This window comes from Nonomuraea thailandensis (assembly GCF_024172165.1).
In the GTDB taxonomy this organism is placed as follows: Bacteria; Actinomycetota; Actinomycetes; order Streptosporangiales; family Streptosporangiaceae; genus Nonomuraea; species Nonomuraea thailandensis.
In genome coordinates this window covers 513,137-525,973 of record NZ_JAMZEB010000001.1, presented here as the reverse complement: position 1 = coordinate 525,973, position 12,837 = coordinate 513,137, and the positions used below count along the sequence as shown (strand labels likewise).

The 12,837-nt window shown below is 65.7% G+C and carries 12 protein-coding genes; all 12 read right to left on the bottom strand.

The window, feature by feature from the left end:
• Window positions 1-593: 593 nt before the first annotated feature.
• Entirely contained in the window at window positions 594-1,010 is a 417-nt protein-coding gene (locus tag HD597_RS02440) for a hypothetical protein (protein ID WP_253740044.1), read from the bottom strand.
• A 639-nt stretch (window positions 1,011-1,649) separates the two neighbouring features.
• Entirely contained in the window at window positions 1,650-2,465 is an 816-nt protein-coding gene (locus tag HD597_RS02435; RefSeq protein ID WP_276082667.1) for an SDR family NAD(P)-dependent oxidoreductase, read from the bottom strand.
• A gap of 43 nt (window positions 2,466-2,508) precedes the next feature.
• On the bottom strand, window positions 2,509-3,297 hold the full coding sequence (locus tag HD597_RS02430) for an amino acid ABC transporter ATP-binding protein (protein WP_276082666.1): 789 nt from the start codon (window positions 3,295-3,297) through the stop codon (window positions 2,509-2,511).
• On the bottom strand, window positions 3,294-4,214 hold the full coding sequence (locus tag HD597_RS02425; protein WP_253740042.1) for an amino acid ABC transporter permease: 921 nt from the start codon (window positions 4,212-4,214) through the stop codon (window positions 3,294-3,296). Before HD597_RS02425 ends, HD597_RS02430 begins: the two co-directional genes overlap by 4 nt.
• Before the next feature lie 9 nt (window positions 4,215-4,223).
• The gene (locus HD597_RS02420; RefSeq protein WP_253740041.1) at window positions 4,224-5,135 is read right to left on the bottom strand and encodes an ABC transporter substrate-binding protein; all 912 of its coding nucleotides are present in this window, start codon (window positions 5,133-5,135) and stop codon (window positions 4,224-4,226) included.
• A 184-nt stretch (window positions 5,136-5,319) separates the two neighbouring features.
• Window positions 5,320-6,222 (bottom strand): LysR family transcriptional regulator, encoded by a 903-nt coding sequence (locus HD597_RS02415; RefSeq protein WP_253740040.1) that lies wholly within the window; start codon window positions 6,220-6,222, stop codon window positions 5,320-5,322.
• Between the two features lie 49 nt (window positions 6,223-6,271).
• The gene (locus HD597_RS02410) at window positions 6,272-7,159 is read right to left on the bottom strand and encodes a LysR family transcriptional regulator (protein ID WP_276082763.1); all 888 of its coding nucleotides are present in this window, start codon (window positions 7,157-7,159) and stop codon (window positions 6,272-6,274) included.
• A gap of 53 nt (window positions 7,160-7,212) precedes the next feature.
• A complete protein-coding gene (locus HD597_RS02405; protein WP_253740039.1) occupies window positions 7,213-8,124 on the bottom strand; it encodes an arginase family protein in 912 nt (303 codons plus the stop codon).
• Between the two features lie 74 nt (window positions 8,125-8,198).
• A complete protein-coding gene (locus HD597_RS02400) occupies window positions 8,199-9,377 on the bottom strand; it encodes a type III PLP-dependent enzyme domain-containing protein (RefSeq protein WP_253740038.1) in 1,179 nt (392 codons plus the stop codon).
• Window positions 9,374-10,567 carry an aminotransferase class V-fold PLP-dependent enzyme gene (locus HD597_RS02395; protein ID WP_253740037.1) on the bottom strand — a complete coding sequence of 398 codons (1,194 nt, stop codon included), beginning with the start codon at window positions 10,565-10,567 and terminating at the stop codon, window positions 9,374-9,376. Before HD597_RS02395 ends, HD597_RS02400 begins: the two co-directional genes overlap by 4 nt.
• Window positions 10,564-11,751 carry a M24 family metallopeptidase gene (locus HD597_RS02390; protein ID WP_253740036.1) on the bottom strand — a complete coding sequence of 396 codons (1,188 nt, stop codon included), beginning with the start codon at window positions 11,749-11,751 and terminating at the stop codon, window positions 10,564-10,566. The genes HD597_RS02395 and HD597_RS02390 overlap by 4 nt, the downstream gene beginning before the upstream one ends.
• A 2-nt stretch (window positions 11,752-11,753) precedes the next feature.
• On the bottom strand, window positions 11,754-12,695 hold the full coding sequence (locus HD597_RS02385; RefSeq protein WP_253740035.1) for a proline dehydrogenase family protein: 942 nt from the start codon (window positions 12,693-12,695) through the stop codon (window positions 11,754-11,756).
• Window positions 12,696-12,837: the final 142 nt, after the last annotated feature.

Sequence of the window (12,837 nt, the reverse complement as noted above, 5' to 3'; positions counted from 1 at the left end):
CCGCAGCAGCCACTACTGGAAACGCTGGCTACGCCACAACAAGATCCAACTTTAGATCACAAAACATGACTGTAGTACTAAGGGGTGCATGATGCCGGAGCCAGCGACTCCTCGCGAATGGAGCACACCATGTCGCTCAGCGATCAGACAATGACCAGCTGACCGAGTCCACCGTCACGCCCGCCCACGAGGCGCCTCGGCCTTGTGTCGTCACACCTTGGACGACACCACCTGCGAGGTGATCGTGGACGCCTTCGGTGACGACTCGTTGCGCACCGTGCTGGCCGCGGTCATTTGAGGGCGTCATGGTAGAAGGAAGCTCCATCACGCGGTGAACATCGGTGTCCAGGACAAGCACCTGATGTGGTTCGACCCGCATGGGGCGATCAGTGTCACATCCCGTCCGTTCAGGGTCTGGGCAGCTGCCTCGGCTCCTGTTGCGGGAGAGCTTGCCCGGTTCACCCAAGCAGCGCAGGACCCGGTTAAGTCGGCCATCTTCACAGGCGAAGCCTAGAAGCCCGCGCGGATCCGAGGTGCATCCCGGAACTGGTTGTCACCCTCGTTTTGACAGGCGTGTTGATGGTTTCAACGAGTCAGTAGACCCACGCGAGCTCGGGGCCCGTGCACAGCTGCGCGTCGATCTTGGCTATGCACACCTTGTACCTCACGCCGTCCTTGGCCTCAAACGCCGTGGTGTAGCTGGTGCCGCTGATGTTCTTATGAAGGTACGTGCCCTGGGCGGCGACCGTGATTTCATACTTGTCGTTGGCCAGCTTCGTCGGCTTCTCGATACGGGCCCAGATCCACGTCTTGTTCTTATACTTGCCGTAGCGCATCTGCAGCGTGCCCAGACCGCTCCTATAGCTGTACGCCTTGGTCTTGACGTTGCTGGCGCTAGTCGGCGCACTCGACGAGGTAGCCAGCGCTGCGGCTGCGGCCGGGACGGCCCCCGAGGAGGCGACGATCGCAGCGGTGGCAACGATCCCGGCCAAGGTCCAGATCTTGCGCATGTCAGGTCCCCTCTGTAGGTGTCGGACGAGGAGCAACGCTAAGAGAACCCGGTATATCGGCGGTATGCCGTCCGTATGTGGCCAGCGGGACAGGGGCGTAGCGCGATCTCGAAGGGTGAGCAGGGCGGGAGACGCCGCCTCCTGACGTCCTCGCTCCGGCCCGAGCTCTCCAAGAACGTCCATCTCAGACAGGCAGTCAGCGGTGACGCTGGCCGTGGGGCGCCCTCCAGTGCGACCGGCTCGTGGGGTACAGCTTCCTGAGTTCCGTCTCCGCCATGTCCGGCTCCCATGGCGCAGGTCTGACCAGGGGACGTTCCATGAGCGAATCCGCGGAGGCGCCACGCCTGTCGGCGTGGCGCCTCCGCGTTTTCGTCTGGTGCAGGATCTGCCTGCAATACTGTCGCCCGCGGGGCCGCCAGAACCATCCCATCGGCCTGGCGGCCCTCATCCTTTCCCGCGGCTCGGTGGTCATGCGGCACGTCGTTGCTCGCTCACCCTTCCGGCTGCACAAAGCCACCGTCACAGCCGACCCGTTCACTTTCGTCCGTGTCTTCGGCGTTGGTGCCGGCACGGCGATGCGCTCCGCGCAGTGGTGCCCTTCCGCCGTAGGTGTCCAAGACCACTACGGTCACGGCCGCGTCAGGCCAGCCTGCCGAGACGTGGATACTGGTCGAGACCGAAGATGTCCACTTGGGGCGAGCGCTGCTGCACCAGCATGCCTCCGTCAACGGGAACGACGACGCCGGTGATGTAGCGGGCCTGGTCGGAGGCGAGGAAGACATAGGTGTCGGCGAGGTCTTCGGGGATCCCCACTCGCCCCAGGGGCACGGTCAAGCCGCGCGCGGCGAGTTGCTCCTCGCTGACCGCGCCCTGCGGTGCCACGTTGATCGATCCTGGCGACACCGCGTTCACGCGGATTCCGTACGGCCCGAGATCGAGTGCCATCGCCCGAGTCATGGCCTCGATACCCCCTTTAGAGGCGTCGTAGGCGACTTCACCCCGGTGGGCTCGGGTCGCTCCGCCGGACGACGTCGAGATGATCACACCGGATCCCTGACCAACCATGTGATGAGCAGCGGCGTGCGAGCACAGGAACACGCTACGCAGGTTGACCCTCAGCACGCGGTCCCACCACTCTTCGTCGGCATCGAGGAAGTGCCGCACCTGGCCGATCAGGCCGGCCGTGTTCACCACGATGTCGAGACTGCCAAACGCCTCCACCGTGCCGTCCATGATCTGAGCCACCGTGGCGGCGTCAGAAACATCTCCGGCGGCGAGCCGAGCCCGTCCTCCTTGTCGATTGATGTGCTCGGTGACGGCTGCAGCCTTGCTCTCGTCCAGGTCGTTGACCGTGACCCGGCAACCCAGCTCCGCCAGTCGTTGCGCAACCGCCGACCCGATGCCGCCGGCTGCGCCTGTCACGACAGCGGCCTTACCCTCCAGTGACTGACTCATCATCATCCTTTCCTCTGTTTCGACGTGCGCGCGAATGCGGTCGTTAGCGGACGGCCGCCAGGAACGCCTGGGTACGTGCGTGTTGTGGGTGGGAAATGACCTGGTCGGCGGGCCCTGTCTCGACGATCCTGCCGTCATCGAGAAACATCACGCGATCGGCGACGTCCCGGGCGAATCCGATCTCGTGCGTAACGACGATCATCGTCATCCCGGATCGGGCCAGGGCGCGCATGACGTCGAGCACATCGCCGACCAATTCGGGGTCCAGGGCCGAGGTCGGTTCGTCGAACAGCATGAGCTTGGGCCGCATGCTCAGCGCTCGGGCGATGGCGACCCGCTGTTGCTGACCGCCGGACAGTTGGGCAGGGTAGGCGCCGTGTTTGTCGGCGAGCCCGACCTGGCGTAGCAGATCATGGGCCCGTTCCATGACCGCGTTCTTGGGCTCGCGCCGAACCCGGCATGGCGCCTCTATGAGGTTTTCCAGCACCGTCATGTGCGGGAAGAGGTTGAATTGCTGAAAGACCATGCCGACATCGGCGCGGCGACGGCAGATGTCCTTGTCGCTCAGTTCGTAGAGGCGGGTGCCCTTCTGGCGATATCCCACGAGGTGACCGTCAACCCAGAGCCGTCCGCTGCTGATGCGTTCCAGATGATTGACGCACCGTAGCAAGGTGCTCTTTCCCGATCCGGACGGGCCGATCATGCAGACAACCTCGCCGGCCTCCACCTGGAAATCGATGCCTTTGAGGACCTCGGTTCTGCCGTAGGCATGCCGGATGCCCTCGGCGCGCACGATCGGTCGATCAACGGGTTGCCGGTCGCCCATGGTCATCGTCCTTTCCCTCTGGTTCGCCGTGCGGTGCTCAGGTACTCGCGTGCTTGGGTCAACGGCGTCGGTGCCAGTTGCCGCGTTCCGCGGGCGAAATGCCGTTCCAGGTAGAACTGGCCCACGGAAAGGATCGAGGTGACGACGATGTACCAGATGCTGGCCACGATGAGCAGCGGGATCGTCTCGAAAGTGCGGGCGTAGATGGTTTGCGCAGAATAGAGCAGATCAGGAACAGCCAGGACACTCACCAGCGACGTGGTCTTGAGCATGCCGATCGTTTCGTTGCCGGTCGGCGGGATGATGACTCGCATCGCCTGTGGCAAGACGACGCGGCGCATGGTCTCGATGCGGGTCAGGCCTAGCGCGCCGGCGGCTTCGGACTGTCCGGGAGGGACGGATACGATACCGGCCCGGACGATTTCAGCCATGTAGGCGGCCTCGTTGAGTCCCAGGCCCAGCACCGCCGCCATCATGGGGGTGATGAGCTCGTTGGCGTTCAAGGCGACGCCGGGGATACCGAAGCTGAGCACTGGATACAGCGCCGCCAGGTTGAACCAGAACAGCAGCTGCACCAGGACGGGCGTGCCGCGGAAGAACCAGATGTAGCCGAAGGCGGTCGCGCGGATGACCGGGTTGGGCGACATGCGAGCGATGGCGATGATCGTGCCGAGGACCAGGCCGACGAGCATGCACATCAGGGTCAGTTCCAGCGTGACGACGATTCCGCGGCCGATCGACACGTCGCGCAGATAGGCGCCGACAACCGGCCAGCCGAAGCGATCGTTGGTCAGGACCGACCAGCCGAGCAGTCCCACGAGTGCGGCGATAATGATCACCGCGGCCCATCGCCCGGGATGGCGGCGCGGTACGATGATCAGCTCGTCCGCCGGCGAGTCGGTAACCAATGGTGTGGACGACATCGCTGGACCTCAGTTGTACTGGGGCAGGAGGGCCGCCGATGGCAGCGACCACTTGTCCATAAGCCGCTGCATGGTTCCGTCAGCGGCAAGGGAGGCGACCGCGGATCGGACCGCCGGCGCGAGAGCGGAGCCCTTCGGGAAGGCGATGCCGGTCTGGACCGGCTTATAGATGCCGCCAGGGGCTACTTCGTATTTGCCGTTGCTTCGTGACGCCCGATAGCCGCTGGGGATGCTGTCCTCCATGATCGCGTCGGCTCGTCCGCCAGTCAGCGCGAGGTGAGCCTCGTCGAGCTTGGGGAACAACAAGATCGTCACCGGCTTTTTGCCCGCGGCCTGGCAGTCCTTCGAGATGGCCGGTAGGTACTCGATCCCCTGCACGCTGCCCTTCTCGCCGGCCACCTGATGCCCGCACAGGGTGGCGGGGTCCATGGCGAGATTCAGCGGGTTGCCGCTGGGAACGACGAGCGCGGATCCGTCGCGAAGATAGGGAACGAAGTCGACGACGCGTTCTCTGGCGGGTGTGATGAAAAATCCTGACATGCCCACGTCGTACTTGTGGGCGGCGAGCCCGGGAATGATCGCGTCGAAGGTTGAGTTGATATGCGCAGCCTTCAGTCCGAGAGTCGCGGCGATCGCGTCGGAGAAGTCGATGTCGAACCCGACGAGTGTCTTGCCGTCCTCGTCGAGAAATTCCATGGGCGCGTTGGTGCTGGTGCTGGCGATCGTGAGCGTGCCCCTGGCTTTAACGTCGGCGGGGACCAGGGCCGCGGCCTCGCTATTGATGGTTACCGTGGCCGCCGGCGTGCCCGCCTGCGCTGTGGTGGTGGTCGCGGACGTGTTGGTGGAGTGGGTCGTACACGCGGCCCCGGTGAGGGCGAGGAGACAGACGACGAACGTGACACGGCAAAGGCTCGTTCTCATGGCTTTTCTCTCTGAACTCTGAGTGCCGACGGCGGCGTCGCCCGGTTCATGTCCAAGAGCGCGTCAGGGCGAAGGTGGTAGAGCGACGGCTAACCTTTGAGGAGTAACCATATGCGGGGTTCAGGCCGTCCTGATTGACGTTCTCTTCAGGACACCGCCAGCTTGACTTCATTCGCAGCGGCCATCATGGCGCCGCGGCCGCCTCGCGCAACAGTCTCGTCATCTCGGCCACGCAGGGTGAGACGCGTTCGAGCTCGCGCTGCATCGTATAGATACGGCGCCGTGGCGGTCGGGGACGCACGGGCAGCACGCGCACCCCCGGGTGGGCCGTGCGTGTGGACAGCGCTGGCAAGAAGGTGACGCCGACGCTGGCTGCGACTAGCGCCTGCGCCATGTGGTAGTCATCGATTTCGAAGGCCACCTGGGGCTCGAAGCCCTCCCAGCGGCAGATGGTCGCAGTGAATGCGTGCACGCTCGAGCGTGTGGAGCTGATGATCCATGACTCGGCGGCGAGATCGGCCAACGTGACCGTCGTCCTGGTCGCGAGCTGATGATCCTTCGGCAGAGCGATCAGCATTTCCTCGGTGAGCAGGTGCTCGCAGGCGAGCGTGTCATCATGCGGCGGGGGGATGCCGTCGTAGTCGAAGGACAGTGCAAGGTCGAGTTCTGCGCGGGCGAGCCGGTCTAGGTATTCCTCAGGTTCGCCTTCGGTCAGTGCGAGCTCCACAGCGGGGTAGGCGAGGTGGAAATCCATGAGGGCTTGGGCCACGAGCGTCTCTCCCACGCTGCGGAAGGTGGCCAGACGAAGCCGGCCTCCCTTCAGCCCCGCGATCGCCCTGACCTGTTCGTCGGCCAGGTCAAGCTGCTCAAGCACGCCCTCGGTGTGCTCGACGAGGACGCGGCCGGCCTCGGTCAGAGCGATGCTGCGGGGTCCGCGCTCGACCAAGACAGCAGCCATCTCGCGCTCCAGGGCCGCGATCTGTTGGCTGACGGCCGAAGGCGTGTAGCTGAGGGCTTCAGCAGCCGCTGTGATGGAGCCACGCAGCGCCACCTCGCGTAGCACTTTGAGACGCCGGATCTCTAGCATGTTCGCCTCCCCCGTCCAGACGTCGCCCGGATGGGCGCGTGACGATCGCTCATGGGGCTCCAAGGGCGATCAGGACATCGCGGATCGCGGCGACGACAGCAACGCGGTCGCCGCCGGTGCGGTAGGTCGCGTGAATGCGGCGGCTGAGGGTGACGTCACTCAGGCGATGAACGTCGACGCCGCGATGGTGGCTGCGGGCCGACATCTCCGGCAGAAAGGTCACGCCCATGCCGCGGGCGACCAGTTCTTGGGCGATGTGGTAGTCGTCGGTGTGCATGACGACCCGCGGGGTGAAGCCTGCCTGCGCGCAGGCCCGTTCGGTGAAGCGGTGAACCGCGTTGGTAGGTGTGGAGGCAATCCACTTCTCCTGCGCCAGGTCCGCCAGCCGCAGGGGCTGGCGTTCGTAGTGGCGACCGGAGGGCACGGCGACAAGGATGGGTTCGGAGCAGATGACTTCGCGTACCAGGCCTTCGTCGAGTTGCCCGTCCAGTCCGTCGTAATCATAGGTGAGCGCCAGGTCGAGCTCGTGGCGTCGCAGAGAGGCCATGTACTCTTCCGGCTCGCCTTCAACGACGCTGATCTGGATGGCCGGGTAATGTCCGCGGAAGTAGGTAATGGCGTCGATGAGCAGCGATTCGCCTGCGCTGCGGAAGGTCGCCATTCGCAGCCTGCCGTGCCCGAGCTGGCCGATGGCGCGCACATCCTCCTCCGCCACCAGCAGTCGGGCGATCATCTGTTCGGCATGCGCGGCCAGGAGCTGACCCGCCGCCGTGAGCCGGACCTGCCGTCCACTGCGTTCAACGAGGGCGAGACCGACTTCCTGCTCCAGCACCTTCAGCTGCTGGCTGACGGCGGACGGGGAGTATTTCAGCGCGTCGGCCGCGGCGGTCAGTGTCTCGTGCCGCCCTATTTCGAACAGCAGCGCAAGCCGGCGCAGATTGAGCCGGGACTGAAACTGCCGCGCGGGCCTGTCGCCGATGCGAAACCCCCTCAGGCGAAGGCTGTTGTCAGCATTTTAGTCACCCGGCGCGCATGCTCTCCGCGAGGGTCTTGCCGGGTGTTGAATCCTGCGACCGAGACGCCGGCCAGAAGCGGGCTGGAGGCCAGCGTCTTGAGCAGCACCTCCGCCTCCAGATAGCCGATTCCCGTGCTGGCCGGGAAGCTGAGTGCGGGCATCACGGTTCCGTCGAGCACATCGACGTCCAGGTGCAGCCAAAAGGGCATGCCTTCGCCGTCGATGAGTGCCGCCGCACGCTCGGCCGTGGCTCGGGCACCCATCGTGTGAACGGCGGCCGCGTCCAGGATCCGCGCGTCTGGGATGGCGGTGGCCGCCTCGGCGGCCTTCGCGGTCCGGCGCCGTGCGCCGTCGGCATCACCGATAGCCAGGACGTCGCCTGGTTCGACCAGAGGTGAAGATCCGACCAAGGCGTTCGCGGCTTCGGCGGCATAGCCGGTGACTACTGACAAGGCCATGCCGGCCAGTTCGCCCGTGCGGGTGTCACCAGGGGTGAACAGGTCGAGGTGGCCGTCGACGAAAACGAGTTTGGCCGGCCCGCTGTGCCGACGCAGCCCGACCAGGGCTCCTGGCAGGATCGAGCAGCATCCGCCGAGCAGGAAGGGACGCCAGCCGGTCATCAACGCGGAACTGACGGTATCGGCGATGAGCGCGGTGCCGGCGACGATCTGATCGAAGCCGATGATGCCCACCGCCGGGTCGCGGCGGCTGTCGGTGATGACGACGGGCAAATCACCGAAGTCGACAGCGGCCAGCGCGGCGACAAGTCCGGCCTGGCGGAAGGAGTCGGGTGCGCCGATCTCGCCGCGCCGGGTACCAGAGCCTTCCATGGGCGCTCCGATGACCAGCCAGCCTCTGGTGGTCGTGATCTGCTCAGCCGTGCTCATGACAACAGTGTCGCGTTCGGCGGCGACCTGCGGCTTGCGGATCTCTTAAGGCCATTGTTAGGCGACCTGCATCCTCAGAACGCGGGTCGGCCAGTTCCGATCAGCTGACCATGATCGTCGACGATGCTGATCGAGCGCCAACGGTCGAACAGTCCGCAAGGGTGGGAGATGCCCAGCGGCAGGACGTCGCCGACGGCCAGATCCGTCTCGACGGCAAGCTCTAGGTGCAGGTGCTGATCACTAACAGCACGTGCGGCGGCGCCAACCAGTGGAGCGGGCACGCCATCGCGAAAGCGGATGCTCAAGGGGGTGGGCAATCCTGCATCGTAGGGGAGATGCCGCCGGCCTGCGGCGGCGATAGCGCAGGTGGGCTCAGGCCGGGACTGGATGCGGGCCCAGAGGGTGGCCGCTGGCCGCAGGGCCGGCCCGTCCGCCGATCGGCCTCGAGGGTAGCTTCGCGCGTACATGCCGTGGTCGTGAACGGCGTAGCAGCCGCTGCGCAGCAGAAGCAGTCCGCCGAGGCGGCTGACCGGGCCTTGGCAGATGTCGATGACGCGGTCGAAGTAGGCCGAACCGCCGGCGGACAAGATCGGTTGTGGCGCGGTGACGGCTCCCCGGTCGACGAGCCGGCACGCGATCTCGACGACGTGATGCAGGTAAGTGTCCACGCGCCTCAGGTCGGCGGAGTCACCCAAGCCGCCGAGCAGCCCTTCGTAGCCGGACACTCCGCGCAGTTCGAGATGCTGCGAGCAGGTCACCGCCTCGGCGACCGCGTCGGCGTCCGCAGCGCTGCGAATGCCGCCGCGACCTCCGCGATAACCAACCTCGAGCAGGACGGGATGCCGGACAGCGGCGAAGGGACGGTTGTGCGCAGTCAGAGCGGCGTCGAGCAGACGCACTCCTTCGGGTGTATCCACGAGGGAGATCACGGTGAGGCCGGTGCGGGCCGCACGGGCTGCCCAGGCGATGTCGTCAGCCTCGACGAGCTGGTTGGCGATCAGGATGCGCTGGGCTCCGGCCTGTTGGGCCAGCCTTGCCTGCATGGTGTCTGCGACGGTCAGCCCCCAGGTTGAGGCCATTCGAGTCTGAAGGGTGAGAACCTCAGACAGCAGGGTCGTCTTGGCGTGCGGGGCGATCTTCGCTGAGCGCAAGCGCAAGTAGTCGTCCATCGCGGTCACGTTGTCGCGTACTGCGTCGATGTTGAGCGCCGCCAGCGGATAGCGCAGGCGCGGATCGCCGAGCAGCGCGGTCATCGAGCCGAGCCGATGGCCTCGACCAGCCGGTCTATCTCCTGCTCGGTGTTGAAATAGTGCACCGAAGCGCGCACGACGGAACGCAGTCCGCGTTTTTCCATGTCGAGCCTGGTCGACTCGATGGAGGAGTGCCAGATGTTGATATCGCGGGCGCGCAGCCGTTCCACTAGCTGTGGTGGCTCCCAGCCGCGTACCGTGAACGTCACGATTCCGCCCTTGACGTGGCCCTGATCGGTGAGGGTGATGCCCGGCTCGGCCGCCAGGCCCTCGCGCAGCCGCTCTGCGAGGGCGCGTATGCGCGCCCAGGAGGCAGACGGGCCAACCGCTGCGGCGTAGCGGGCGGCTGCACCTAGACCGAGTGTGGCGGCGATGTTGGACTCATACAGTTCGAACCGCCGGGCGTCGCGGCGCAGAGTATAGCTGTCGCGCTCAGTCCAACGGGCGCCGAACAGGTCCGCGATGGGCGGCCGGAGCACATCGAGCGCCGTGTCGCTCACATACAGGAAACCCGTTCCGCGTGGTCCTCGCAGATATTTCCGTCCCGTCGTGGTGAGCAGGTCGGCTTGGATCTCGCCGACGTCGACCGGCATCTGTCCCACCGATTGGCAGGCGTCCAGCAGAAAGAGGGCCTGACTGTCGGCGACCAGTTCGCCGATGGCCGCAGCCGGGTTGACCAACCCGCCGTTGGTGGGGATGTGGGTGACGGCGACCAGCCGGACCCGATCATCGAGCAGGTCGGCCAGCGCGCGTACAGACAGTTGGCCGGTCTCGTCGCTGGGCACGGGTGTGACTGTGACTGGCAGTCGTTCCTGCAAGTGGAGGAAGGCGAGGTAGTTGCTGGCGTACTCCGCCATGGACGTCAGGATGCGGTCGCCGGGCCGGAACGGCACGGAGGCGAAGGCGAGGTTCCACGCACGGGTCGCGCTGTCAGTGATGGCGATCTGGCGTGACTGGGCTCCGATCAGCCGGGCGAGATCAGCGTAGACGGCCTCGCGTTCTGCATGGCGTGCGATGGCCGCTTCGTAGCCGCCACGCTGTTGTTCCAGCGCTAGGTAGTTCAGAACCGTGTCGGTGACCGGCTGCGGCTGCAACGACGCCCCGGCGTTGTTGGCGTGCAGGAGCGCCGTGGTGGCCGGGGTGTCCGCGCGCAGGGCTTGGATGTCGAGCGTCGATGCCAATATGTCGTTCATCCCGCGACCAGCAGTTCCTGGGGCAGGTCACCGAGGCGTCGCGAGCCGGAAGTGGTCACGACGATGGCGTCCTCTATCTGCAGCCCTGCCCGGCCGAGCAGGTAGTACGGCGTCTCGATGCACAAGGTCATGCCTGCTTCCAGCAGATAGTCGTCCTCCCGGCTCACCGATGGCGGTTCGTAAATCTCCAAGCCGATGCCATGTCCGCAGTGGGTGCGGTCGTAGTCGTGCACGCCGGCCTGCCGTGCCGTGTCAACGGCCGCCTGGAAGACCTCATGGGCGATGGCGCCTGCACGCGCCCGTTCGATCGCCGCCTTTTCCGCGGCCACCAGGGCGTCGTGCAAGTCTTTCAGCTCGGGGTTCAGCGGTCCGAAGACAGCTGTGCGAGACATGTCGGCGTGGTAACCCTCGACGGAGCAGCCGATGTCGAAGCGGATGATGTCGCCTGGACACAGCGCGCGATCGGAGACCGGCATATCGACCAGCGCCCCTCGTTCGGAAAATCCGAGGGCGCTCAGCAGGGGGTGGGCGTCGAAGTCCACCATGGTCCGTCGGACCACGCGCAGCATCTCACGCTCCGTCATGCCTGGGTGGGCTTGTGCCAGCGCGATCGTGATGCCCGCTTCACAGGCGAGGTTGGCGTGCCTGAGGCGGTCAAGTTCGTAAGGATCTTTCACCTGCCGTGCCCGGTAGAAGGGCGAGGGGTCGTCGTCGATGTCGAGGTCCGGGCGAGCTTCCCGCAAGGCCCGCACCACCTCCGCTGGCAGGTAGCCGTCGTGGACGATCCGACGTGTGTCCGGCAGCTCAGCCATCGCCTGAAGGATCGCCTGAACGGGTGTTGTTCCGCCCTGGCGCGCCAGGGCCCCATGTCGACCCAGTCGCCTGTCGTCGCCCCTGTAGACGAAGGTGCCGTGGGAATGGACGAGAGTGGTGTCGTAGACCTCGCAGATCCAGCCGAGTTCGGAAGCTGGCGCAACGACGTGGCAGTCGCCGGCGGTGCCGGCGACGGCAAATAGGGCGCCACGGCCGTAGTAGACGTGCGCGACCCCCGCCAGCGCAGTCAACCAGCGCACATTCGCCGCCGAACCGGCGATGGCGACCGTCCCCTCGGGCAGGCTCTGGCGCAGCCGGTCAAGCCTGTAGCGGGCCGCCTGAGTCGCGGTGCCGAAGTTCAGATACACCATGGTCATCGCCTTCCGAGGTTGCGGGCCAGGAAGAGCACATTGGAGGGCCGCTCAGCCAGGCGGCGAGTGAAGTAGACAAACCAGTCCTTGCCGAAGGGCACGCAGATGCGGACAGCGTGCCCCCGAGCGACCATCTGCTGAGCAAGCGCGTAGCGCACGCCGTAGAGCATCTGGAACTCGAAGTCTGCCCCGGTCCGCTGCGCGACGGCCGCGGCAGCACGGATGGCCTGTGCGTCGTGGGTGGCCACCGCTGTGAACTTCGCGTGGCTCAGCGCGGTTCTGGCCAACTGGTTGTAGGCGACGTCGACGTGGGACTTGCGCTGCAGGGCCACGCCGGGCGGTTCCAGGTAGGCCCCCTTGACCACGCGCACGTTAGGCTCCAGCGGCAGCAGGCCAATCAGGTCATCCAGTGAGCGGTGCAGGTATGCCTGCAACACGATGCCGGTGTTGTCCAAGCCGTCGCTGCGCAGCGCACGGTAGATCGCCAAGGTGTCGTCGACGACAGCGGAGTGTTCCATGTCCAGCCGCACGAATGCGGCGTGCTCGGCGGCACGAGAGATGATCCGGCGCGCGTGACCGAGGGCGAGATCCCGATCGAGTTCGATGCCTAGATGTGTCAGTTTGATCGAGAACGTGGTGCCAGGCCCTCGAGCGGCGACGTCCGGGATGAGCTGTTCGTAGAGGTCGGCCGCAGCCGCAGCACCCTGGCGGCTATGAATCGCCTCACCAAGCGCGATCACATACGTGCGCATGCCGTCATCGCGAAGCCGCTCGATGACCCGCATGGCGTCCACCAGCGTCTCGCCGGCTACGAAACGGTCAGCGCCCGCTTCGAGACCATGCCGGTCAGCCATCGCTTGGATGCGCCGATTGTTGGCGGCCGACAATATCAGCGAGCGGAACGCGGACTGGCCGATCCGGCCGAACACAGTGGTCGGCGACATGGGTACCTGCCCTCCTAAGAAGCCTGGCTGCACGCTATGCCGGGTGCACGGCTGTTGGTGTGGGGAGTTCTGATGCTTGCAGTAAGCTCAGATTCATGTCCGTGTGAGGCCGCGAGGAGGCTCACCAAACCGGGCTGAACTT

Coding starts and splice junctions, on each gene's coding strand:
- HD597_RS02385 (WP_253740035.1), bottom strand. CDS start 12,695: ATGTCGCCGACCACTGTGTTCGGCCGGATCGGCCAGTCCGCGTTCCGC.
- HD597_RS02440 (WP_253740044.1), bottom strand. CDS start 1,010: ATGCGCAAGATCTGGACCTTGGCCGGGATCGTTGCCACCGCTGCGATC.
- HD597_RS02430 (WP_276082666.1), bottom strand. CDS start 3,297: ATGACCATGGGCGACCGGCAACCCGTTGATCGACCGATCGTGCGCGCC.
- HD597_RS02390 (WP_253740036.1), bottom strand. CDS start 11,751: ATGGTGTATCTGAACTTCGGCACCGCGACTCAGGCGGCCCGCTACAGG.
- HD597_RS02405 (WP_253740039.1), bottom strand. CDS start 8,124: ATGAGCACGGCTGAGCAGATCACGACCACCAGAGGCTGGCTGGTCATC.
- HD597_RS02435 (WP_276082667.1), bottom strand. CDS start 2,465: ATGAGTCAGTCACTGGAGGGTAAGGCCGCTGTCGTGACAGGCGCAGCC.
- HD597_RS02415 (WP_253740040.1), bottom strand. CDS start 6,222: ATGCTAGAGATCCGGCGTCTCAAAGTGCTACGCGAGGTGGCGCTGCGT.
- HD597_RS02400 (WP_253740038.1), bottom strand. CDS start 9,377: ATGACCGCGCTGCTCGGCGATCCGCGCCTGCGCTATCCGCTGGCGGCG.
- HD597_RS02425 (WP_253740042.1), bottom strand. CDS start 4,214: ATGTCGTCCACACCATTGGTTACCGACTCGCCGGCGGACGAGCTGATC.
- HD597_RS02395 (WP_253740037.1), bottom strand. CDS start 10,567: ATGAACGACATATTGGCATCGACGCTCGACATCCAAGCCCTGCGCGCG.
- HD597_RS02420 (WP_253740041.1), bottom strand. CDS start 5,135: ATGAGAACGAGCCTTTGCCGTGTCACGTTCGTCGTCTGTCTCCTCGCC.